24 protein-coding genes and 2 pseudogenes are annotated in these 20,016 nt (G+C 68.7%); 12 read left to right on the top strand and 14 right to left on the bottom strand.

Annotated features, from left to right (window positions below; genetic code table 11):
* Positions 1-77: 77 nt before the first annotated feature.
* From ACTFAP_RS27820 to ACTFAP_RS27805, 4 genes are all read right to left on the bottom strand, one after another.
* Positions 78-758, bottom strand: a complete 681-nt coding sequence (locus tag ACTFAP_RS27820) for a uracil-DNA glycosylase (protein WP_390124607.1) — start codon at positions 756-758, stop codon at positions 78-80.
* 92 nt (positions 759-850) lie between these two features.
* The gene (fabG, locus tag ACTFAP_RS27815; RefSeq protein WP_500467742.1) at positions 851-1,612 is read right to left on the bottom strand and encodes a 3-oxoacyl-ACP reductase FabG; all 762 of its coding nucleotides are present in this window, start codon (positions 1,610-1,612) and stop codon (positions 851-853) included.
* A gap of 82 nt (positions 1,613-1,694) precedes the next feature.
* Entirely contained in the window at positions 1,695-2,093 is a 399-nt protein-coding gene (locus ACTFAP_RS27810; protein ID WP_390124603.1) for a DUF3037 domain-containing protein, read from the bottom strand.
* Complete coding sequence (locus ACTFAP_RS27805) at positions 2,090-2,932, bottom strand: HipA family kinase (protein ID WP_500467741.1); 843 nt, start codon at positions 2,930-2,932, stop codon at positions 2,090-2,092. The genes ACTFAP_RS27810 and ACTFAP_RS27805 overlap by 4 nt, the downstream gene beginning before the upstream one ends.
* Before the next feature lie 184 nt (positions 2,933-3,116).
* Between ACTFAP_RS27805 and ACTFAP_RS27800 the strand changes: the two genes are divergently transcribed.
* On the top strand, positions 3,117-3,305 hold the full coding sequence (locus ACTFAP_RS27800; RefSeq protein WP_500467740.1) for a tetratricopeptide repeat protein: 189 nt from the start codon (positions 3,117-3,119) through the stop codon (positions 3,303-3,305).
* A 340-nt stretch (positions 3,306-3,645) separates the two neighbouring features.
* On the opposite strand, the gene ACTFAP_RS27795 is transcribed toward ACTFAP_RS27800, so the two are convergent.
* Positions 3,646-4,512 (bottom strand): GNAT family N-acetyltransferase, encoded by an 867-nt coding sequence (locus ACTFAP_RS27795; RefSeq protein WP_500467739.1) that lies wholly within the window; start codon positions 4,510-4,512, stop codon positions 3,646-3,648.
* A gap of 95 nt (positions 4,513-4,607) precedes the next feature.
* Positions 4,608-5,027 carry a tyrosine-type recombinase/integrase gene (locus ACTFAP_RS27790; RefSeq protein ID WP_500467738.1) on the bottom strand — a complete coding sequence of 140 codons (420 nt, stop codon included), beginning with the start codon at positions 5,025-5,027 and terminating at the stop codon, positions 4,608-4,610.
* Between the two features lie 119 nt (positions 5,028-5,146).
* On the opposite strand from ACTFAP_RS27790, the gene ACTFAP_RS27785 reads away from it, so the two are divergent.
* Both ACTFAP_RS27785 and ACTFAP_RS27780 read left to right on the top strand, forming a co-directional pair.
* On the top strand, positions 5,147-5,656 hold the full coding sequence (locus ACTFAP_RS27785) for a GNAT family N-acetyltransferase (RefSeq protein ID WP_500467737.1): 510 nt from the start codon (positions 5,147-5,149) through the stop codon (positions 5,654-5,656).
* 854 nt (positions 5,657-6,510) lie between these two features.
* Positions 6,511-7,488 (top strand): DUF8094 domain-containing protein, encoded by a 978-nt coding sequence (locus tag ACTFAP_RS27780; RefSeq protein ID WP_500467736.1) that lies wholly within the window; start codon positions 6,511-6,513, stop codon positions 7,486-7,488.
* Positions 7,489-8,026: 538 nt separating this feature from the next.
* Here the strand turns inward: ACTFAP_RS27780 and ACTFAP_RS27775 are convergent.
* Both ACTFAP_RS27775 and ACTFAP_RS27770 read right to left on the bottom strand, forming a co-directional pair.
* On the bottom strand, positions 8,027-8,464 hold the full coding sequence (locus ACTFAP_RS27775) for a hypothetical protein (RefSeq protein ID WP_500467735.1): 438 nt from the start codon (positions 8,462-8,464) through the stop codon (positions 8,027-8,029).
* Positions 8,465-8,569: 105 nt separating this feature from the next.
* Positions 8,570-9,313, bottom strand: coding sequence for a hypothetical protein (locus ACTFAP_RS27770; RefSeq protein WP_500469582.1), 744 nt, complete (start codon positions 9,311-9,313; stop codon positions 8,570-8,572).
* A gap of 19 nt (positions 9,314-9,332) precedes the next feature.
* On the opposite strand from ACTFAP_RS27770, the gene ACTFAP_RS27765 reads away from it, so the two are divergent.
* Positions 9,333-9,632 (top strand): hypothetical protein, encoded by a 300-nt coding sequence (locus tag ACTFAP_RS27765; protein WP_500467734.1) that lies wholly within the window; start codon positions 9,333-9,335, stop codon positions 9,630-9,632.
* Positions 9,633-10,236: 604 nt separating this feature from the next.
* Here the strand turns inward: ACTFAP_RS27765 and ACTFAP_RS27760 are convergent.
* A pseudogene (locus tag ACTFAP_RS27760) lies at positions 10,237-10,338 on the bottom strand (HipA family kinase); the annotation flags it as partial.
* 562 nt (positions 10,339-10,900) lie between these two features.
* The gene (locus ACTFAP_RS27755; protein WP_495682861.1) at positions 10,901-11,167 is read right to left on the bottom strand and encodes a hypothetical protein; all 267 of its coding nucleotides are present in this window, start codon (positions 11,165-11,167) and stop codon (positions 10,901-10,903) included.
* Between the two features lie 20 nt (positions 11,168-11,187).
* Here ACTFAP_RS27755 and ACTFAP_RS27750 point away from each other — a divergent pair, with 20 nt between their 5' ends.
* Positions 11,188-11,499 carry an SDR family oxidoreductase gene (locus ACTFAP_RS27750; protein WP_495682860.1) on the top strand — a complete coding sequence of 104 codons (312 nt, stop codon included), beginning with the start codon at positions 11,188-11,190 and terminating at the stop codon, positions 11,497-11,499.
* Positions 11,500-11,898: 399 nt separating this feature from the next.
* Here the strand turns inward: ACTFAP_RS27750 and ACTFAP_RS27745 are convergent, their stop codons facing one another.
* Positions 11,899-12,306 carry a winged helix-turn-helix transcriptional regulator gene (locus ACTFAP_RS27745; protein WP_495682859.1) on the bottom strand — a complete coding sequence of 136 codons (408 nt, stop codon included), beginning with the start codon at positions 12,304-12,306 and terminating at the stop codon, positions 11,899-11,901.
* Positions 12,307-12,412: 106 nt separating this feature from the next.
* On the opposite strand from ACTFAP_RS27745, the gene ACTFAP_RS27740 reads away from it, so the two are divergent.
* Positions 12,413-13,264, top strand: coding sequence for an enoyl-CoA hydratase/isomerase family protein (locus ACTFAP_RS27740; protein WP_500467733.1), 852 nt, complete (start codon positions 12,413-12,415; stop codon positions 13,262-13,264).
* Positions 13,265-13,703: 439 nt separating this feature from the next.
* Here ACTFAP_RS27740 and ACTFAP_RS27735 read toward each other — a convergent pair whose 3' ends face one another.
* Complete coding sequence (locus ACTFAP_RS27735) at positions 13,704-13,922, bottom strand: hypothetical protein (protein ID WP_500467732.1); 219 nt, start codon at positions 13,920-13,922, stop codon at positions 13,704-13,706.
* A 333-nt stretch (positions 13,923-14,255) separates the two neighbouring features.
* Positions 14,256-14,894 carry a TetR family transcriptional regulator gene (locus tag ACTFAP_RS27730; RefSeq protein WP_495682856.1) on the bottom strand — a complete coding sequence of 213 codons (639 nt, stop codon included), beginning with the start codon at positions 14,892-14,894 and terminating at the stop codon, positions 14,256-14,258.
* Between the two features lie 198 nt (positions 14,895-15,092).
* Between ACTFAP_RS27730 and ACTFAP_RS27725 the strand changes: the two are divergent.
* From ACTFAP_RS27725 to ACTFAP_RS27710, 4 genes and pseudogenes are all read left to right on the top strand, one after another.
* Positions 15,093-15,824: pseudogene (locus tag ACTFAP_RS27725) on the top strand (NADPH-dependent F420 reductase); the annotation flags it as partial.
* Positions 15,825-15,986: 162 nt separating this feature from the next.
* Complete coding sequence (locus ACTFAP_RS27720) at positions 15,987-16,661, top strand: nitroreductase (protein WP_500467731.1); 675 nt, start codon at positions 15,987-15,989, stop codon at positions 16,659-16,661.
* A gap of 72 nt (positions 16,662-16,733) precedes the next feature.
* A complete protein-coding gene (locus ACTFAP_RS27715) occupies positions 16,734-17,018 on the top strand; it encodes a hypothetical protein (protein ID WP_495682854.1) in 285 nt (94 codons plus the stop codon).
* A gap of 114 nt (positions 17,019-17,132) precedes the next feature.
* Positions 17,133-18,155 carry an alcohol dehydrogenase catalytic domain-containing protein gene (locus tag ACTFAP_RS27710; protein ID WP_500467730.1) on the top strand — a complete coding sequence of 341 codons (1,023 nt, stop codon included), beginning with the start codon at positions 17,133-17,135 and terminating at the stop codon, positions 18,153-18,155.
* Between the two features lie 8 nt (positions 18,156-18,163).
* Here the strand turns inward: ACTFAP_RS27710 and ACTFAP_RS27705 are convergent, their stop codons facing one another.
* Positions 18,164-19,117 carry a helix-turn-helix domain-containing protein gene (locus tag ACTFAP_RS27705; RefSeq protein ID WP_500467729.1) on the bottom strand — a complete coding sequence of 318 codons (954 nt, stop codon included), beginning with the start codon at positions 19,115-19,117 and terminating at the stop codon, positions 18,164-18,166.
* Positions 19,118-19,246: 129 nt separating this feature from the next.
* Here ACTFAP_RS27705 and ACTFAP_RS27700 point away from each other — a divergent pair, with 129 nt between their 5' ends.
* Together ACTFAP_RS27700 and ACTFAP_RS27695 are read left to right on the top strand one after the other, a co-directional pair.
* Complete coding sequence (locus ACTFAP_RS27700) at positions 19,247-19,642, top strand: MmcQ/YjbR family DNA-binding protein (RefSeq protein WP_500467728.1); 396 nt, start codon at positions 19,247-19,249, stop codon at positions 19,640-19,642.
* A complete protein-coding gene (locus ACTFAP_RS27695) occupies positions 19,639-20,007 on the top strand; it encodes an MmcQ/YjbR family DNA-binding protein (RefSeq protein ID WP_495682851.1) in 369 nt (122 codons plus the stop codon). Before ACTFAP_RS27700 ends, ACTFAP_RS27695 begins: the two co-directional genes overlap by 4 nt.
* Positions 20,008-20,016: the final 9 nt, after the last annotated feature.

The raw sequence follows: 20,016 nt of genomic DNA, 5'->3' as shown, positions 1-20,016 counted from the left end.
AAGGTCTGCCGGAACATGTGCACCATCGTGGCCCGTTGGGCCCTGGCATGTCGAAGGGTTTTCCCGGGCTCCCCCGGTCAGGAGGCGGGCGCCGCCAGGTCCGGGATGCGCCAGTCGATCGGGGTGTGGCCCTGCGCGGCGACGGCCTCGTTGATCTGGGTGAAGGGGCGGGAGCCGTAGAACTTCTTGGCGGACAGCGGGGAGGGGTGCGCCCCCTGCACCACGACGTGCCGCTCGGTGTCGATCAGGGGCAGCTTCTTCTTGGCGTAATTCCCCCACAGCACGAAGACGGCGGGGTCGGGACGGGCGTCGACGGCGCGGATCACCGCGTCCGTGAAGGTCTCCCAGCCCTTGCCCTTGTGCGAGTTGGCCTCGCCCTCGCGCACCGTCAGCACCGCGTTGAGCAGCAGCACACCCTGCTGGGCCCACGGCATCAGATAGCCGTTGTCGGGGATGGGGTGGCCCAGCTCGCTGTGCATCTCCTTGTAGATGTTGCGCAGCGAGGGCGGGGTCTTCACCCCGGGGCGGACCGAGAAGCACAGCCCGTGCCCCTGGCCCTTCCCGTGGTACGGGTCCTGGCCCAGGATCAGCACCTTCACCCGGTCGTACGGGGTGGCCTCCAGTGCCGCGAAGACCTCCTCGCGGGGCGGGAACACCGGGCCCCGGGCCCGCTCCTCCTCGACGAACTCGGTGAGCTCCTTGAAGTAGGGCTTGCCGAGTTCCTCGCCGAGCGGGCCCTGCCAGGATGCGGGCAGCATGCCGATCACGTCGCGACCTCCGATGGTGCGCCAAAGAGTTGGTTCGCGCACGAACGTACCCGGTGGCACTGACAACCGGCGGCCCGCCCGGCTCAGTTCAGCGGCCCGCCCGCCACGTACAGCACCTGTCCCGAGACGAATCCGGCCTCGTCCGCGGTGAAGAAGGCGATGGCGCGGGCCACGTCCTCGGGGGCGCCGACCCGTCCCACCGCCGTCTTCGCGGCCGCCGCCTCCTGGAAGTCGTCGAAGCCGACGCCGACCCGGGCGGCGGTGGCGGCGGTCATGTCGGTGACGATGAAGCCGGGCGCCACCGCGTTCGCGGTGATGCCGAACTTGCCCAGTTCCTTGGCGAGGGTCTTGGTGAAGCCCTGGAGCCCCGCCTTGGCGGCGGCGTAGTTGGCCTGGCCGCGGTTGCCGAGCGCCGAGGACGAGGAGAGGCTGACGATCCGCCCGAAGCCCGCCTCCACCATGTACGACTGGCAGGCCCGCGACATGAGGAAGGCGCCGCGCAGATGGACGCCGATGACGGTGTCCCAGTCCGTCTCGTCCATCTTGAACAGCAGGTTGTCACGCAGCACCCCGGCGTTGTTGACCAGCACCAGCGGCGGGCCGAGTTCGGCCGCCACCTGCCGCACGACGTCCCGCACCTGGTCGGTGTCCGAGACGTCGCAGCCGACGGCGAGCGCGGTGCCGCCGCCGTCGGTGATCTTCTCCACCGTCTCCCGGCAGGCATCGGGGTCCAGGTCGAGCACCCCGACGGCGCGGCCCTGGGCGGCGAGCCGCAGCGCGGTGGCGGCGCCGATGCCCCTGGCCGCTCCGGTGACGATCGCGACCCGCTGCTGAGTGGTGGACATGCTGCGTCTCCTCGCCGTCGAGTGGTGGCCGAGGCGACGCTAGAAGTCGGCCACCGGCCTGTCAACGGCGTGTCGCCGGTGTTCAGCGCACCAGCGTCGCCAGCAGCCTTTCCAGTTCGGCCGCCGGGTCGGCCGTCAGCCCGCTGTGCACGGGCCCCGGCTGGACGACGGTGCTGCGCGGCGCGACCAGCCAGCGGAACCGCCGGCCCGGGCCGTCCCCGGCCGCCTGCCCCGCGGTGCTGCCCCCGTCGCAGACCCGCTCGGCGGCCCGCAACGCCGCCTGTACCCCGGTCAGGTCGACATCGGGGTCGAGGGCGCGCAGCCGCTGCGGGTCCAGATGGGTGCGGGCGGCCAGGAAGGAGTGGGCCTGGGAGTACAGCAGCACACCGGCGTTGACGCACTCACCGCGTTCCACCCGGGGAACGACCCGCAGCAGCGCGTACTCGAAGACCTCGCGCTGCCGCGCCGGGGTGTGGTTCATCGGGCATCGTCCTGGGTGCTGTGGGTGGTGAGGGACAGGCCGCCGGTCAGCCAGCCAGGGGCCTGGGAGGGCTTGTCGGCGGTGGGCGGGCCCACGGTGATGTGTTCATGGATGCTACGGGCCCGGGCGGCCAGCACCTCGCGGTAGGCGGCGCGCACCGCGTCGGGGGTGTCGAAACCGGGCTCCCCGGCCAGCCAGGCGTCGGGGACCAGGGCGGTGACCTCGGCCAGCAGTTCGGCGGTCACCCGCGGGGCCAGCGCGGCGGCGGCCTCGGCGACACGCGGCCCGAACGGGGCCAGGGCGTGGTCGGAGGCGTCGTAGGGGCGCTCGGCCCAGCGGCTCGCGGTGGGCCAGTTGTGGTGCCAGATCAGGGCGGCGCCGTGGTCGATCAGCCACAGGTCACCGTGCCACACCAGCAGATTGGGATTGCGCCAGGAACGGTCGACGTTGCCGATGAGGGCGTCGAACCACACCACCCGGCCGGCCTCGGCCGGGTCCACCCGGTAGGCGAGCGGGTCGAAGCCGAGCGACCCGGGCAGAAAGTCCATGCCGAGATTGAGTCCGCCGCTGGCCTTCAGCAGTTCCTGGACCTCCTGGTCGGGTTCGGCCCGCCCGATCACCGGATCCAGCTCCATGCGCACCAGCTCGGGCACCCGCAGTCCGAGCCGGCGGGCCAGCTCGCCGCAGATCACCTCGGCGACCAGCGTCTTGCGGCCCTGGCCGGCGCCGGTGAACTTCGTGACATAGGTGCCCAGGTCGTCGGCTTCGACGATCCCGGGCAGCGATCCCCCCTCCCGCAAGGGGGTGACATAGCGGGTGGCGAACGTTTCGCGGAGCATTCCCCCAGGCTATCGGCCCATCCGGCCTGGGGGTCCACGGTGCTCCGCGGACCCGTCCGCCCCGGCTGCCCACCCCGATCTCAGCTGGGGAGTATCCGGGAAGTTCAGCCGCGAGCACCGGACCCTCTCGGCCCGCCAGAAGAGCGCATCGACCGCGCCGCGTCCCCTGTTGCCGGCCTCCGGCATGACGTGCGCATACTGCTACCGCGATGCCGGACGCATCGAGGAGGCCCTCGAACTCGGCGAACGGGTCCTCACCGACCGCGAACGCATCCTCGGACCCGACCACCCCCACACCCTCACCACCCGCGGCGAGCTCGCACGCATTCAGGCTGAGGTCAGCGCAGCTGGTTCTGCGGATGAGGCCGAGTGACGGGCCCGGTTCAGGAGGAGTTGGGCTGGCGCGGTGGCAGATGGCACAGACAGTGATGCCGGCCCCGAAACTTGTTCAACTGGCCAGCAGCCAGTGCCGCAATATGAGCTTCCACGGGATGTCGCCCCGGTGCGTCCACCGCCCGGCCGCGCCCGGCTATGTACCAGGAACAGCCCCCCGGGTGGGCGCAGCCCACCGCGATGATCCCCACCCCCGGCTCCGGGTCACGGGCGTCGACCGCCGTGGCGCGTGGCCGGCACCGGGTGTTCGGGGCGGAGCGTGGCGGGCTGTTCAGCAGGTTGCTGCGCCGATCACGCCCTCACCCGGCTTGTGGTGCGCTTCAGGAGAACTTGTACCCGGCGAAGTCGGCGACGTGGACATACCCAATGCGCCGGTAGAGGGCGTTGCTGGTGGGGTTGTCCGGATCCGTGAACAGGACGACGTCCGTCGCGCCCGCGGCCAGCGCTGCCCGGCTCGCCTCGACCGTCACAGCGCCCGCGTAGCCGCGGCCCCGGAGGTGGGCCGGGGTGTAGACGGGGTCGATCCGGACCATGCCGCCGATGACCGGGGTCGCGGCTGCCATCGAGACGGGGGTTCCGTCCGGGGTCTGCCAGAAGGTGAAGTGCCGGTCGCCGAAGCGTGAGTCGTCCCAGGAGCCAGCGTCGATCAAGTCGATGGAGGACTGCTCCCCGACGTCGACGCAGAACTCACGGCACCAGCGCACGACGTGTTCGCGGTCTGTCCCGTCCGTGAGACGGCCCCGGCCCTCCGGGTGCGGCTGCGGCGGAGTGGGTGTGCCGAGACGGTAGAGATGCGTCCGCCAGAAGAGTGCTGGCGCCGCGCCCGTGTGCCGCTGCCAGGAGTCGGCGAATGCGGTGGCGGTGTCGTGGTCCGCGATGACGTTGGCGGGCGAGTGACCGAGGACAGTCAGATGGGCGGCGAGGGCGTCGGTCTGCTCGACAGAGAGGGGAGTGAGGCCCAGGCAGCCGCGCGAAGTGAGATAGAAGACCGCATGGACCTCGCCTCCGGCCTCCAGCCAGCCGAAGACGGCGTTGACGGGTCCGTGTGCGTCCGGCCTGCGTATCCGCAGTTTCTCGATGTCCGTCAGCGGCGTGTTGTGCAGGGCGGGGCGCGAGCGCAGGAAGCCCCCGGCTCGGGCAAGGAAGTCGTCAACGTCTTGGGTGAGGCGCCAGTCATCCGGGAGCATGCTTCATGATCCCGGATCTCCTCGGTTCGGGCAGCACTTGCTCAACACCTTTCAGCCACATGACATGGCTGCCCCGGTCAACCGCAGGTTCCACTTCATCGCAGAAGTCCTTCCAGCCGCTTCGCGGCCCGCTGCTGTCCGGCCACCCAGACGTCCTCGACCCGGGTCTGCTGGACGTGGACGTATCGCATGGTCGTGGCGATCCAGGAGTGTCCGAGGACTTCCTGAATCGCGATCAGGTCGAGTCCGCCGAGGTAGAGCTCGGACGCGCAGAAGTGCCGCAGGACGTGCGGGGTGAGCTTGTCGCCCCACGTCGGCAGATGCGCCATGGCCGCGGCCTTGAGCCCACCGCGCAGGGCATCGTCGCCGACCCGGCCCGAGAAGCCGTCGGCGCATCTGCGTTCGGAGGGGAACAGCGGGGCACCGGGGCGGGTGTGGTCGTCGTCGAACTGGCCCCATACATCCTCGATGAACCATCGCTGCGTGCGGTCGGCGCCGTTGATCAGGGGGACCATCCGCTCGCGCGGGCTCGAGCCACGGACTCCCTTGCCGTGGCGGAGGGGGCAGGACAGCAGAGGGGTCCGCGGAGAAGGCCTACGATGATTGCGCGGGCTGGCACGAGGGGGTGGGCGAGATGGTGCGGATCGCCGATTGTCGGGAGGCGGATGTGGCGGTGCTCGACGTCGTCCTACCGTCGGAGTCGGTGACGGCGAATCATGAACAGCGGTACGCAAGGCAGCGCGCGGGACTCGGTTCGTACCTGGTCGCATGGCAGGATGGGCGCCCGGTCGGGACATGCGAGGTGCGCTGGGACGGGTGCGAGGCTCCCGAGGTCCGGGCAGCCGTGGGGAATTGCCCGGAGATTAACGGACTTTTCGTGTGGCCAGCGTCACTGCGTTCACAGGGGATCGGAACGAGTTTCATCCGCACGGCCGAGGTCCGGGCGCGGGAGCGCGGGGTGCGGCACCTGGGCATAGGGGTGCGGCAGGACAACGTCCGTGCGGCAGCGCTGTACTGGCGGCTGGGGTACCGGCACGTCATCTCGTATGTGGACCGGTACACCCATCTGGACGCCGAGAGTGTCCCGCAGCACAAGGCCGACTCATGCACCTTCATGATCAGCACGCTGGATGAAACCGCCTGAGGCTGCCCGACTTCGCGGAGGCTCCGTTGGACTGCCAATCATTCTGCCGGAGCAGCCTCAGTTAGTCGCCCCTTCCCGTTCAGGTGGTGTGTTAAGTCAGCTGAACAGTTGGCGGCTCGTGCGGCCTGGAGCTCTTCTTCTCGCGCTCGATCAAGCCCCTTGCCAAGCTCAGCGGCGGGGCGTCGGCCGCCGGTGCAGCGAACCGCTGCAATCCCCCAGGCCGACCCCACCCAGCATCCCCGGGGCCCGGTATCTGAGGCGGAGAAGAGTAAGCGGGCAGCGCTGGTCCTGGAGCTGCCCGCCTTAGTTCCGGCTGGACGCCACCCGAGACAAGATGGCCAGACTGCGTGAGCGGCTGGATGACAGGAGACAGCAGGATGCGGGGCTGGGCGAGAGGCCCGAGCCAGCTGTGGGTCCGCGCGCTGTGTGTGGTGGGGCGGGGCGGTGGCGGGGATGGGCTGGTGGCGGCGGGCGGCGGCGAGGTAGATGGCCAGGACCGCGTGGTAGACGCCGGCGCTCGCGCAGTACGCGGGCACCGGTCCCAGTACGGCGATCGCCGCGCCGGCGGCGAGGGGAGCGGCGACGAAACCCACTTCCTCCAGGATCCCGCGCGAGCGGGGGTGCCCGGCCGTGATCAACCACAGCAGTTCCGACAGGGCCCGAAGACCCTCCCCCAGGCCCTGTCCACTCGTAAGCGTGGCCAGCCACGGCGCTGTCGCCCCGGACTCAGACCTGCCCCGCCGACTGCGGCATGAACGTTGGACAAACTCACCTTGGAGTCACCTGCCGTCATCACACTGCGACGCCCGGTCTAGGCTCGTTGACCATTTCATCGCACATCTAGGACGGGGACCATGAGACCTCTCGCGCACAAGACGGCACTTCTGAGCGCAACGGCCGCGCTGGCTTTGCTGACCGCCTGCTCATCGGGCGGCGAGGACACCACCACCGACTCCGCGCCCCCCGCCACAGCCGAGGAGCAGACCCCGGAAGTACCGCAGGGGGCTATCACCGAGGCCCAGGCACTGGAGGTGATCACGGCCTACAGCCAAACCAACAACCAGGCATATCGCGACCTCGACGCCTCCCTCCTGGAAGAGATCGAAGGCGGATCGCTGCTGCAGCGCTCCCTCGCAGACTTGGAGCAGTACCTCGGACGTCCGGAGGCGGACCGCGAACCGATCGAGGACTGGGAATACATCAATCCCGAGGTCTTCATCCCCGCCGGCGAGACCTGGTGGATGGCCCAGGCAGACGAAGCCCCGGACGCCGGCGACCCGCGACTGCTGACGTTCGAACAGGGCGAGGGGGAGAACTGGCTGCTCGTCTCCGTGGTCCCTCTCAAGGAGAAGCTGCCCGCGATCGCCATCGACGAGCACGGCCTGGCCCAGGCCGCGCCGGCCGATGACTCCGCCGGTGAACTCCTGCCCCAGGACGCCGCCGCAGCCTACGAGGACCTGTGGGAAACCGGAGGCGAAGGCCCCGGAGCACCCCTGACCACCACACCCGTCGGTCAAAACATCCTGGACCGGCGCAGCACCGAGGACCCGCTGCTGCTCGCCCGATACACCGCCACCACCCCCCTCCACGAGCACACCTGGTCACTGCGAACCGAGGACGGCGGCACTGTGGTGGTGGCCACAGTCGCCCATAGTGAGACCCTGACAGCTGTAAACGGCGACGTCATCCCCGGTGAGTCGTCCGCGCACTACAACTCCACCCCGCGCAACCCTCTGATCACCCATCACACGGGAGAGATCGCCGTATCGATCCCGCCCGCCGCCGACCCGCAGGTACTCGGCGACCGCTGGCACCTGATCGGCGCCGAATGACCGCAGCCTGAGGCAGACCGCCCGCAGCCGCGGAGGCACCATCCGGCAAACCGCCGGCAACCAGGACACCGGCACGCGCCGACGCGGCCCGGCCCACGAAGACATCCGGCAAACCGCCCGCGGTGACGGGAACATCGACCAGGTCTCGCCGGCGACCGCACCTGACACAGGAGAGGGAAACGGGCGATGGTGGGGCTACCCGAGCAGCACCGAATCCAGCAGAAGGCCAGCGGTGGCAAGCAGATGATTCAGGTCGCCCGGCGGCCAATTTCCCCCCAACAACAACGGAGCTGGTCTCGTTGAGGGGAGCATGCGGTCCCAGGAATCGGCTGAGTCGGCGAAAGCCCTACCGGTGCGGAACACCTGTGGCCTGATGGCTGGGAGCTCAGGAGAGGCCGCCTTGGGAGTTCCTGGATCTCAATTCCTTGCAGCACCATGAGAATCTGTACACAAAACGGCCGGTGGAGTCTTGCTGGCTCCACCGGCCGCCTCAGATGCTGCGGAACAGTGCTTCTAATCTCAGAAGCGCGGCAAGTTCCTACCCTTCATTGAAGATATTCAAATGGCAGGAATCCGGATCTCCGATATATTGGAACAGCTGAAATCCGTTCGCATGGCTGCCGATCTCCAGGGTTTCCCCTGTCTTTTCGCCTCCCAATTCATTGGGCATGTCGAAAGTCAGGTCCACGAGTTGCCTCTCGCTATTTCTCGCGATAAGGCGCCATGTTCCCGATGTTGTCACCATGTCGAATTCGCGGTCGATCTCCCAGCCGAGGACAGGAAAATCTGATATGTGAGCGGTGCCATCTTCTTCCAATGTCATCCGACCATACATATCGCCGGTGTACTGACCTGCCACGTCAGTCTGCGAGACCCCGGTGACCCACTCACCCATACCACAGCCGCGGTCCCGGGTTCCCAGGCCGATGAGCTCTGTCCGCTCCATCGTCCACCGCGCCAGGATCAGTACGGACACGATTCCGGCAATTATTGCGGCGAGCAGACCAAACACTATTGTTCGCCGATGCCAGCCGATCCTTGTCCTGCGCGCGAGTAACATGGGTTACCTCGAAGTCATCTTTCATTCGGAAAGAGTTTCCCACTCAGATGACAATGGGAACTCATTCCGACCAGCGAAGGATCTGGGACTTTGTGGCCATTGGCCCATTGGCCCATTGACCCAGTCCATGAAACCATTTATTGCCTCACCGATGCCACATTCATCCCAGATGTCTCGGAGTGCAGGGATCGGCGGATGAATAAGGGAATCCACAATCGTGTCGTTGACTACCTCAAACTCGGCACCTGCTTCCCATGGACTGTTGCGCATCTCACTCACACGCCACTTTGCCACATAGGAGCCGAGGTACAGCGCGGTGAGACTACCGTGCAGTCCACCGGTTCGCGCAGATTTAAGATGTGCTGTCTTCCCCTGGGTCAAGACAGCAAGTGCATCCTTCACAAAGCGCGCGGAACCTTCTTCGGCTAGGACGTTGTAAGGCTCGCTGCCCCTCTGCTTACCCTGAGCAATCTTGCCAGAGACCCTGCCCCGTATGACAGTCATGGAGTAGTCACGCTTGAGTTCTTCGACCATGCGGCTGCCCGGGCCGAAGAGCTGGGTGCTGGGGCCCAGACCCGAGAGCCAATCCAGCCCAACTTCGACAGGCGATGGATCGGATCCGATCGCGCCTGGATTCGTGCACACGCCCCCTGTCACCGGGAGCGAACCAGGAGGACAACCATCCATGCCGCTGGGGTCAACAAGGTACGTGGCCGCGTTGCCGACGTACACGTACGCGGACTGGTGCGGATGCGTCATGCGCAGATCAATGGGATCCCGACTGGTGAAGCGTCCGCTTGCGGGGTCATATGTCCGTGCCCTGAGCGGTCCGAGTGCGGGCTACCGCAGCGACGTGGTCGGCGGCGGCGTGGCGCGCGGCGGCCCGTGGGCACCGGGCCACGTCTTCGCAGGCTGCGGCTTCAGCTGCCTGGGGCAGGCGTCGGCTGATCTCAGCGCCCAGCTCGTCTCGGCTGGCGCCGGGCATGTCGGCCTGCACGGCGTCCGTCACCGACCGGCGAAGGGCCCGCAGGTCTTCGATGTGCTCGCGGCAGGCCAGGCACTCGGAGTCGGTGTCCAGGCGTAGGCCGTCATCACAGTGGTCGCAGCCCCCGGAGGATCGGCCAGCCGATCACGGTCCTCACCCCGCCGGGGCCGCCCTGATGGGCGGCCAGGCGCCGCTCGATCCTGCGGGCCGGCAGTTACTCGGCCGCTTCCGCCGCGCTCTTGGTATCGGCGTCAGGGACAGTTCTCCGGGGATCGTCATCAGGGAGTTTCGGGACGCCATCCTCAACCGGCGGGTGAGCGTGTTCACCTCAGGCATCGAGATGGACTCCAGCACCACCGCCGCGCTGATACGGCCTCCAAGAGAAAGCAAGGATCAGTAAGCTGGAGATGCTCATGGCCCGCCCAGGGGCGAAGGCACTCACGGCCATGTAGCTGCTGTGGCTTCAACAGGCAGATCGGGCCACTATCCGCGCCTGCTAAGCCATCGCACCACTTGCGCGAGCACTCTCACATGCACTCCCCTGGGGAGTCTCTGGGGAGAACCACGCCCCCCGGGGAGTCCGTGGGGAGTCCCAGCCGCACAAAACCGTGCGCCACGGAAAGCTCTCGAAAGTAGCGTTTCCCCAGTTCAGGAGTCTGCCCGTGGCGATAATCGCAGGTCAGCGGCCTTCCCCCGGGAACTACATGACATAGGTGCCGAGGTCGTCGGCTTCGACGATCCCGGGCAGCGATCCCCCCTCCCGCAAGGGGGTGACATAGCGGGTGGCGAACGTTTCGCGGAGCATTCCCCCAGGCTATCGGCCCATCCGGCCTGGGGGTCCACGGTGCTCCGCGGACCCGTCCGCCCCGGCTGCCCACCCCGATCTCAGCTGGGGAGTATCCGGGAAGTTCAGCCGCGAGCACCGGACCCTCTCGGCCCGCCAGAAGAGCGCATCGACCGCGCCGCGTCCCCTGTTGCCGGCCTCCGGCATGACGTGCGCACAGTGCTCCAACGTGATGGCCGGCGACGAGTGACCCAGCCACCGGGCGAGCGTGACCACGGTCTCACCCGCTTTCCGGCATCACGGAAGCGTAGGTGTGCCGGAGCACATGAAAGCCACCCTTGGGCGCCGCTGCCCATTGGCAAAGCTTCGCTCCCTCGGCCTTGGGGGGAATGATCCCGGCCTTCGCCAGGGCCGGTTTCCCTGTAGCGGACCGGGTAGCCGGTGACCGCCCAGGTGATCGCCTCTGTCGAGGCCCAGTAAGGCGCGGAAGCCGTCCCAGTTCTGCTCGGCAGCACAGGAGCCCCCGGAGGAAGACGCGTCGTCGCCGCCCGTCAGCATCGGCGTTGTGGGAAGCCGCATCCCATCAGGTTCCGGCAAGCCGGAGGCAGTCCGACAGGAAACGCTCGCTCGCCGCCGGTCCGCCGCCGTCGCCACCGGTCACGGCCGTGGCCGCGTCGGCGAGCGCGCCGGCGGGACCGCCCTCGCCGGCCGGGCCGAACTCGGCGTGGACGGTGATGTCGAGACCCTTTTCGCCGGTGTCGAGGCTGGCCTGGCCGGCCGACCGCTCGACATCCTGGTCAACAACGCGGCTGCCGCACCGGCCGGCCCTCTCGGCGCGACGACCGGGCAAAGTTCGACCACCTCTTCGCGGTGAACGTGGGGGCGCCGTACGTCATCATCGAGAACGCGGTCGCCCCCGGAGCCACCAGGACGGCGGCCAACGGAGCCGTCTTCGAGGTGCCGGGCCTCGCCGAAAAGATCACCGGTATAACGGCGCTCGACCGGCTGGGCGGACCCGACGACGTAGCCGACGTGATCGCCTTCCTCGCCTCCGACGCCGCCCGGTGGATCACCGGTCAGGTTCATCGACGCGAGCGGTGGCCTGTTCCTCGGCCCACGCGTCTGACCACCCAGGCGATCCCCCCGTCCGGCCCTACTGGGCAACGGCAGGTCCTGAGGTAGCTGAGGAACGATGCCTGGAGTCCGGTCACATGCGTTTCGTGCAGGACCGCGCCGGCGACAGATGCGTGGCCGGGAGGTGAGGCGGTGAAGGAAGTTGGAGATGATGAGGAGGCGTCCGGCCCCGGGGGGCATGGAGGTCGAGGCCGGCGGCGAGGGCGTCGTACTGCCATCCGTCGGTGGGTCGTCGAACGCAGCCTCGCGTGGATGATGCGCGCGTCGCCATGCCGGGGACTATGAACGGCCCGTCCAGCCTCCGAGACGCTGATCACCTGGGCTGCCATCACCCTCATGACCAGGCGCCTCGCCCGGAAGGGCGCCACCCCGGCTGGACAAGAAAGCCGGCACAGGCCAGCTGAGCCCTGCTCGTCCATGCCACTACGCTCCACCTGCACATCGACATCATGGAACAGGCGGTTGAGCGCCAGCCCTGGTGTCGTACGCCCGCTGGCAGTTCTGGATCTCTCCGCTGTGCTCGACGGTCCAGTCGTAGAGCTGGCCGAACGGCTCGCGCAGGGACTCGCCCAGGGGCGTGAGCGAGTACTCGACGCCGACCGGCGAGGTCGCCAGCACCGTGCGCCGAATCATGCCGTTGCGCTCAAGACGGCGCAGTGTCTGGGTGAGGACACGTTGCGTGATGCCTTCCAGACCACGCTTCAGTTCATTGAACCGGGTGGGCCGCTCCAGCAGCGCCATCACCATCATCGACCACTTGTCCGCTATCTGGTCGAGGATCGGCCGACTGGGGCAGTCCGCCCGGAAAACCGTCCGTGTTTCAGCGTCAACGCCATGCAGACCGGTGTCCTTCATGATCCTAGGTGCTCCCAAAGTGCGTTCTTGACCATCTGGGCGCCGTCGCCGACGGTAGGTATGCATTGCAAACCTACATGCCCAGCGGTAACCGATGGAGAACCTCATGACGAACGATGCCTACTCAACCCTGCGCGTGAGCAGCGAACACGGCGTCGCCCGGATCGTCCTCGACAATCCCCCGGTGAACGCGCTCGGAACGACGATGATGCGCGAGCTGCGGACGGTACTGACGGACCTCAAGGACGATACTTCCGTCCGCGTGATCGTCTTCTCGAGCGCCGACCCGGAATTCTTCATTGCTCACGTCGACATGCATGTCGCAGAAGAGATGGACGTCCTCCAGGAGCTCGCCGCATCCGCGCCGGCCGACGTCAACGTGTTCCAGGCGATCGGTGAGCTGATCCGCCATCAGCCCCAGGTGACCATCGTGAAGCTCGCCGGGAAGGCCCGCGGGGGTGGAGCGGAATTCGTGGCCGCAGCGGACATGACATTCGCCGCCATCGAGACCGCTGGCCTCGGTCAGATCGAAGCACTCATGGGCATCGTCCCCGGCGGAGGCGGAACGCAGTACCTCCGGGACCGCGTGGGTCGCAACCGGGCACTGGAAGTGATCCTCACCGCCGACTTGTTCGATGCCGAGACCGCAGCGTCCTACGGATGGATCAACCGGGCCCTGCCGGGCGACGAGCTCGACGAGTACGTCGACCGTATCGCCCACAACATCGCCGCGCTGCCCGACGGGGTCATCGAAGCAGCCAAGCACGCGCTGCCCGCCGACGACTTCACGGAAGGACTCCTCCGCGAGAACGACGCTTGGTCCTCTACGTTCAGTCTGCCGGCCGCCCAGCACCTGATCAGCGGGGGCCTGCAGGACGGGGCACAAACACCGGCCGGCGAACGCGACCTTGAGGGACTGATGCGCAGCGTCGCGCGCTGCCAGCCGGACAGGTCATGACACCTCGCGGCTCCCTGCACCTGACCGATTCAGGGAGCCGGCGACTGCAGAGCGGTGTCTCACAGGTGGGTACCGGCGAAGGTGCCGTCGAAGCCCTCACCGCCGCAGCCCTCGGCTCGGCGACGTAGGCGGCGGACGACCGTGATCCGGCCGCGGCCACCGCTGTGAAACAAGGGGCCCCTGCCAGGCCTGCCGCGCAGCGGGCCTCAAGGAGGGCGCAACTCAAGCGGCGGCTAGGAACAACCCTGTGTGCCGACACTACGGTCATGGCGCCGCACCGCTTCCCGGAGTCCCTGAGCGAGGCCATGCTTCAGCGGCAGCACGCACGGCCTGCTGACGCTCATCCGAGCCGCGGCGGGCTGTCGGCCGGGTTCCCATGGCTGCGCACGACTGCCCCTCCCGGGGGCGGGGCCGGACGGGTGTGGGCTGCCGCGGCGGATCAGTTGAGCCAGTGGGCTCCGATCAGCATGAGGCTCGTGGCGGCTGCGGTGAAGGTGAGAACCGGACTGCCGAGGAGCAGCCCGGCGATGCCGCCTCCGAGCATGAGCATCTCGGCGAACAGCACGGCATACATCTGCAGGTTGGCGTAGCCGAGCTGGATTCCGATCGCGAGTATGACGGCGTCGCACATGGCTGCCTTGATCACGAGGCGAGTCATCGTGCGGGCTTGGCGGACATCAATGGGTGCTGGGATGGGCCGTGTCATCATCGTTCCAATGACATAGGGCAGGACCAATTTTTTTCCCGGATACGCGGCGGCGCGCCGCCGACCTCAGCATGAGAGCCTGGTCGCGGTGGCCGACGTAACGGGCCCCAGACTTCAGCGGTGTGGCCCCACGCGGCGACCCCGGAGAGCTCCGGTCACCAGCTCGGCCAGGCCCTCGACCAGCTACCGCCAAGCCTGTGGAATCCGACGGACGGCTGCCCCCTTGGGGCAGTGCACTGTGGCGGCAGGTGTGCGGCGCGCGGGGCCGCCGGGCGCCTGGTGGAGCTATCCGCTCGCGTCGCCCGGTTCGCGCAGGACTCCCATCGCCTGATCCGCGAGGTCCGACAGGGACGCGGTACCGCCGGTGGCCGTCCAGGCGTCGGTGGCCGCGTCCAGGCAGGAGATCGCCGCCGCGGTGAGCGCGTTCGCCCGCATGTCGATGACCGGGGCAGGGCCGCCGAGCCGGCGGGAGACTTCCGGGGCGATCATGCTCTGCCAGCCCTGGGTCTTCTCCCAGTGCCGCGTCATCAACGCGCAGGCGTCACCGAGCAGGCGGATCACGTCCGTGGGCGTTCCGGGCCTGCCGGGCCCAGCCTCGGTGATCACGTCGAAGGCGCGGCGCAGCGCGTCCCAAGGGCGTTCCTCGGCGGGACGGGCGGCGAGGGCGTCGGCAACCTGCCGGCCGTACTCGCCGACCCTGCCGAGCACGACTTCTTCCTTGGTGCCGAAGTAGCGGAAGAACGTGGTGCGCGACAGGCCGGCCTCACCGGCGATCTGCTCCACGGTGGTGTTCTCGAAGCCCTGCTCGGCGAAGAGCCGGAAGGCGACCTCGCTGACCTCCGCGCGCATCGCGGCACGCGTCCGCTCACGCAGCGAGGCGCGCTCGGGCGGCGCGGCGGGTGAGTTCTTCGCGGGGTCGGCCATGCCACGAGTGTACACAGACTTGAACTGGAACGGAGTACCATATTGAGTTACTGTTTCGTCCATTGACTGCGTGCCACATCGAATCCGTCTCTCCACCGACCGTGACCTCTTCAGCCCGAAGCACGGCGGACGGCAGCCGCTCCGGCACGCCACGACCGTTCGCCCGGCTCCGCCCCCGGGCGACCACCCCGACACAGAAAGGCCAGAACAGCGATGTCGACTCTGGGAATCATCGGAAGCGGAAATATCGGCAGTGCCGTCGCACGACTGGCGACCGCAGCGGGCATCGATGTGGTGATCGCCAACTCTCGCGGCCCGCAGAGCCTGGCGGGTCTCGTCGAGGAACTCGGGCCGCGAGCGACCGCCGGCACCGTGGAGCAGGCCGCCCGGGCCGGGAAGACGACCCTGCTCAGCATCCCGCTCACCGCGTATCCGCAGCTGCCCGCCGGGCTGCTGCAAGGCCGGCTTGTGCTGGACACCGGCAACTACTACCCCCACCGCGACGGCCGCCTGCCCGAACTCGACTCCGCGGAGATGACCACGAGCGAACTGGCCCAGCAGTGGCTGCCCGGCGCCCGGCTGGTGAAAGCCTTCAACAACATCATGGCCCACCACATCCCCCAGCTCGCCCGGCCCGCCGGCGTCACCGGGCGCACCACCCTGCCCGTCGCCGGCGACGACCCCGCCGCGAAGACCGAGGCAGCACAGCTGATCCACCGGCTCGGCTTCGACACGGTCGACGCCGGGACTCTCGCCGATTCCTGGCGCTTCGAACCCGAATCCGGCGCTTACACCCAGATCTACCTCGCCGACCCCGCCACCGCCCCGGAGGCCATGCTCCAGAGCCCCGCCGCGCCCCTGTCCGCCGACGCACTGCGCACCGCACTGCAAGCGGCCAAGCGGGTGACGGTCGCCGAGCGCACCTTCTGAACCCCCACCGCCACACCGGAAAGCCGACACGCCGCTCGGCCATGCCCGCGCCCTTCCCCCATCCCGTCCCCCGGCGCGGCACCCCCACGCGGCGCAACCTCAACGAGGAATCCGGAAGGACTCACCTTGCCCACCACCCCAGCCATACCTTTTACCGACCTCGTGCGCTCCCGGGGCTCCCCCCGAGCGTTCCTGCCCACCCCGCTCTCACCCGCGGACCTCCGCGGAGTGCTGGAGGACGCACAGACCGCACCGTCGAACTGCAACACCCAGCCGTGGAAGGTGCACGTCGTCTCGGGCGCGGCACGCGACGCGCTGAGCAAGGAACTGCTGCGGGCCGATGAGGAGGAGCGGTTCTCCTACGACTTCACCTTCGACTACGCCGACTTCGGTGAAGGCACCTATCTCGACCGGGCCCACCACCATGCCGCGACCCTGTACCAGGCCGTGGGCATCCCGCGCTCGGACCGGGACGCCAGGAAAGCAGCGGCCCGCGAGAACCTGCGGTTCTTCGGCGCCCCGCACGCCGCCTTCCTGTTCATGCCGGCCTTCGGCGACGGAGTCCGGGCAGCCGGGGACATCGGCATGTACGCCCAGAACTTCCTGCTCTCCCTGACGTCCCGCGGCCTTGACGGCATCCCGCAGACCATGCTCGGGTTCTACGCCGACACCGTCCGCGCGTTCCTGGGCGTTCCCTCGGAACTCCAGCTGCTGTTCGGCATCTCCTTCGGCACCGCCGACCGGGCCGCACCGGCCAACAACTTCCGCATGGGACGGGTCCCGCTGGAACAGAGCGTCGTTCTGCACGACACACCCGGCATCCTCGAAGGGCAGTAATCCTCCACACAGGATGAGTGCGGGAACAGCGCGATGCTGGTGTCGGACGTGGTATCACATACACATCGGGGAGTGGACATCCTGCTGAGCGTGGCCGGCGACGAGATGGGCTGGTGGGTGACGAACGACCTCGACCGGTTCGACCCGCACACCATCGAGGCCGTCGTCGACGAAATCGCCGGATGGCGCATCCCCCGTGGCCGCGCCCAGCAGATCGTCGACACCTACGACAGGGATGCCCGAACCCCGGCCGAGGTCCGCGCCTCCTACTCGGGAAGCGTCGGCAACCTTTCTCTCGATGCCACCGAGCACTACCAGGCTGTCCTTGACCTCTTCGAGGGCATCGACCGCCCCTGACAGTCGCCGGTCGCCGGTCAGGACCGACGTGGGCAGCCGGTGTCTGCGCCAGGAGCCCCACCCGGCTCCACCTTCACACGCGGGGGGGCGAACGAACACGACAAGGAGCGTGGCATGAACCACCCCACAACAGCCGACGGCGCCACACCCGCGACGATGCGCGCCGTCGTCGTCACCCGGCACGGCAGCCTGGAGGCCCTGGAGATCAGGGACGTACCGGTCCCCGTCCGCAAGCCCGGCTGGGTGCGGATCAGAGTGAAGGCGTTCGGTGTCAACGAGTCCGAGGTCACCACCCGCAAGGGAGAGTCGGACCCGGAGGTCACCTACCCGCGCATCCCCGGCATCGAGGGCGTCGGCGTGGTCGACGAGGCCGACGAGGAGAGCGGGCTGCACCTGGGACAGCCGGTCGCGACCATGATGGGCGGCATGGGCCGCTCCTACGACGGTGCCTACGCCCAGTACGTGACCGTCCCGGCCGGGCAGGTCATCCCGTTCCAGACGAGCCTGCCGTGGGACGTGGTGGGCGCTCTGCCGGAAATGTTCCAGACCGCGTACGGCTCCTTGACCACCGGCCTCGGCCTGCGGGCCGGGCAGACGCTGCTGATTCGCGGCGGCACCTCCACGGTCGGGCTGAGCGCGGCCACGATCGCGAAGGACCTCGGAGCCACCGTGCTGTCCACCACCCGCAGACCGGACCGGGCCGGCCGGCTGCGGGACGCGGGCGTCGACCACCCCCTGGTCGACGACGGCACTCTCGCCGACCAGGTGCGCGCACTGATGCCGGACGGCGTCGACGCCGCACTGGAACTGGTGGGCTGCTCGGTCCTCGCCGACACCCTCCAGGCCGTCCGCCGCCACGGCACCGTCTGCTTCACCGGCGCTCTGGCGGGGCAGTGGTCGATCCCCGACTTCACGCCGTTCATGATCCCCGTCGGGGTGCGGCTGACCAGTTACGCGGGTGAGGCCACCGATCTGCCGACCGATGTCTTCGCCCGCCAGCTCCAGGCCATCGCCAAAGGGCGCCTCAGGGTCCCGGTCGCCAAGGTCTTCCACGGTCTGGAACAGGTGAGCGACGCCCAGGCCGGCACCGAGTCGGGCGCCACCCCGGGCAAGCACGTCGTCGTCCTGGAGGACTGAGCGCGTACTCAGGCGCCGCGCTCCGCTCCCGGGCCGGTCGTGGCGTCGCGGGCCGCGAACGCTCCTGGGGTGAGACCGGTGCGGTCGCGGAAGAAGCGGCCGAAGTTCGCGGGATCGGTGAAGCCGAGGTGGGCGGCCACGGAACGGGCATCCCACCGGGCCTCCCCCAGCAAGCGTCTGGCTTCGAGCAGGCGCCGCTCGTCGATGAGCTCACGCACTCCCTTGCCGGTGGCCTCCCCGGCGGCGCGGCTGAGGGTGCGGACCGAACAGCCGAGCAGTTCGGCGTAGTCGGCGGCCCGGTGCAGTTCGTGGAAGTGCAGCTCCAGGGCGTCTGCGAACCGCCCGTAGGTGTCACGGCGGCCCGGGCCGGCCGTCGCCGCGCCGGTGGAAGTGGTGCCGGGGGCGTTGGCGAGGCGCAGCAGCAGCGATTCGAGGAGGCTGCGCCGCAGGGCGTGGTGGACGTCGAGGGGACGGCGCCCGAGGGCCCGGTGTTCATCGAGGAGCTGGAGCGCGGTCCGGTGGAGCCAGGGGGCGTCATCGGGGTGAGGGCTGAGGACGGCGGGGGCCTGGTGCGAGGCGAGCGGGGCCAGCAGGCGGGCGGTGCCGGCCGTCAGCACCCCCGGCTCGAACAGGACGAACGGGCCGCGGGCGGTGCCGGGCGGATGCCAGCACTGCGTGTGCCCAGGGCGCACCCACAGCCACTGGCCCGGGGCGACGGTTCGCGTGAGGTGGTCGACATCGTGCCGCAGTACGCCCTCGGTGACCGCGATGAGGTAGTGGAAAGTGGCGCGGCCCGGGCGTGGCGGGTTCCACGGCCAGTCGTCGTGCTGGGCGAAGAAGTCCTCGACCGTACTCACCTCCAGCCCGTTCGGGGTGCCGACCGGGGGCTGGAAACCGTACAGCGGGACCGCAGCCGGCCCGGGCTGTCCGCCCTGCCTGGGGTGTCGTTTATCGACCATCATATGTCCGCAGCCTACTGTCCTTTTTGTCGGCTTCCGGGGAGAGGATGGGGTGTGCCGCAGCGACCACGCGGCTGCCCACCGAGTCTGCCGACGCCGCTGAGCCGTCATCCCCGAGGAGGCCCACCGCCCATGAACGGACCGACCCTGCAGAAAACCGCCGCCGACTGCGCGGAGGAACTTCCCGGCGCCCAGCTGGTGCATCCCTTCGGCCCCGATTGGGAGGTCTTCAAGGTGCGCGGAAAGGTGTTCATGCTGATGACCGAGGTCCCCGGGCGTCCCGTCGTGATCCTCAAGGCGGACCCCGGCGAGGCTCTCGCCCTCAGGGATCAGTACAGACACATCACCCCCGGCTACCACATGAACAAGAAGCACTGGATCACTCTGGAAGGCGGGGACGGCGTCGACAAGAAGCTCGTCGGGGAACTCGTCACCGACTCCTATCTGCTGGTCGTCGCCCACCTGCCCAAGGCCGAGCAGCCCGTCGACCCGAACACCTACGCCGGCGCCACGCGGGCATCCCGGTGAGCGCGGCCGGCGACCGGCTCCAGGACACCGCCCGACAGACGGCCCACTCCCTGCCCGGCGTCAGCCACGGCCGCCCCTTCACCCCCGGACTCGACGTGTACAAGGTCGCGGGCAAGGTGTTCCTGATCGTCACCGACGACCCGGACGAGCAGATCATCACGGTCAAGTGCGAACCCGAACACGCCCGGGCCCGTGTGCACGGCCATGCCTCGATCACCCCGGGCCGTTATCTCGACAAACGGCACTGGATTTCGCTCGGGCCGGGGCCCGGCATCACCGAACGGCTGGTCGCCGACGCGGTCGAGGACTCCTACGACCTGGTCGTCGAGCGGCTGCCGCGACACGCCCGCCCCCGCGCGCGATGAGCGCCCAGA

The sequence above is a fragment of the Streptomyces sp. PH9007 genome (assembly GCF_059813725.1).
This window is presented reverse-complemented; position numbering and strand designations above follow the sequence as displayed.

Excerpts from the sequence above, each read along its gene's own strand:
- ACTFAP_RS27820 (WP_390124607.1), bottom strand. The coding sequence starts at position 758 with ATGCTGCCCGCATCCTGGCAGGGCCCGCTCGGCGAGGAACTCGGCAAG.
- fabG (WP_500467742.1), bottom strand. The coding sequence starts at position 1,612 with ATGTCCACCACTCAGCAGCGGGTCGCGATCGTCACCGGAGCGGCCAGG.
- ACTFAP_RS27810 (WP_390124603.1), bottom strand. The coding sequence starts at position 2,093 with ATGAACCACACCCCGGCGCGGCAGCGCGAGGTCTTCGAGTACGCGCTG.
- ACTFAP_RS27805 (WP_500467741.1), bottom strand. The coding sequence starts at position 2,932 with ATGCTCCGCGAAACGTTCGCCACCCGCTATGTCACCCCCTTGCGGGAG.
- ACTFAP_RS27800 (WP_500467740.1), top strand. The coding sequence starts at position 3,117 with ATGACGTGCGCATACTGCTACCGCGATGCCGGACGCATCGAGGAGGCC.
- ACTFAP_RS27795 (WP_500467739.1), bottom strand. The coding sequence starts at position 4,512 with ATGCTCCCGGATGACTGGCGCCTCACCCAAGACGTTGACGACTTCCTT.
- ACTFAP_RS27790 (WP_500467738.1), bottom strand. The coding sequence starts at position 5,027 with ATGGTCCCCCTGATCAACGGCGCCGACCGCACGCAGCGATGGTTCATC.
- ACTFAP_RS27785 (WP_500467737.1), top strand. The coding sequence starts at position 5,147 with ATGGTGCGGATCGCCGATTGTCGGGAGGCGGATGTGGCGGTGCTCGAC.
- ACTFAP_RS27780 (WP_500467736.1), top strand. The coding sequence starts at position 6,511 with ATGAGACCTCTCGCGCACAAGACGGCACTTCTGAGCGCAACGGCCGCG.
- ACTFAP_RS27745 (WP_495682859.1), bottom strand. The coding sequence starts at position 12,306 with ATGAAGGACACCGGTCTGCATGGCGTTGACGCTGAAACACGGACGGTT.
- ACTFAP_RS27740 (WP_500467733.1), top strand. The coding sequence starts at position 12,413 with ATGACGAACGATGCCTACTCAACCCTGCGCGTGAGCAGCGAACACGGC.
- ACTFAP_RS27735 (WP_500467732.1), bottom strand. The coding sequence starts at position 13,922 with ATGACTCGCCTCGTGATCAAGGCAGCCATGTGCGACGCCGTCATACTC.
- ACTFAP_RS27730 (WP_495682856.1), bottom strand. The coding sequence starts at position 14,894 with ATGGCCGACCCCGCGAAGAACTCACCCGCCGCGCCGCCCGAGCGCGCC.
- ACTFAP_RS27710 (WP_500467730.1), top strand. The coding sequence starts at position 17,133 with ATGAACCACCCCACAACAGCCGACGGCGCCACACCCGCGACGATGCGC.
- ACTFAP_RS27705 (WP_500467729.1), bottom strand. The coding sequence starts at position 19,117 with ATGATGGTCGATAAACGACACCCCAGGCAGGGCGGACAGCCCGGGCCG.
- ACTFAP_RS27700 (WP_500467728.1), top strand. The coding sequence starts at position 19,247 with ATGAACGGACCGACCCTGCAGAAAACCGCCGCCGACTGCGCGGAGGAA.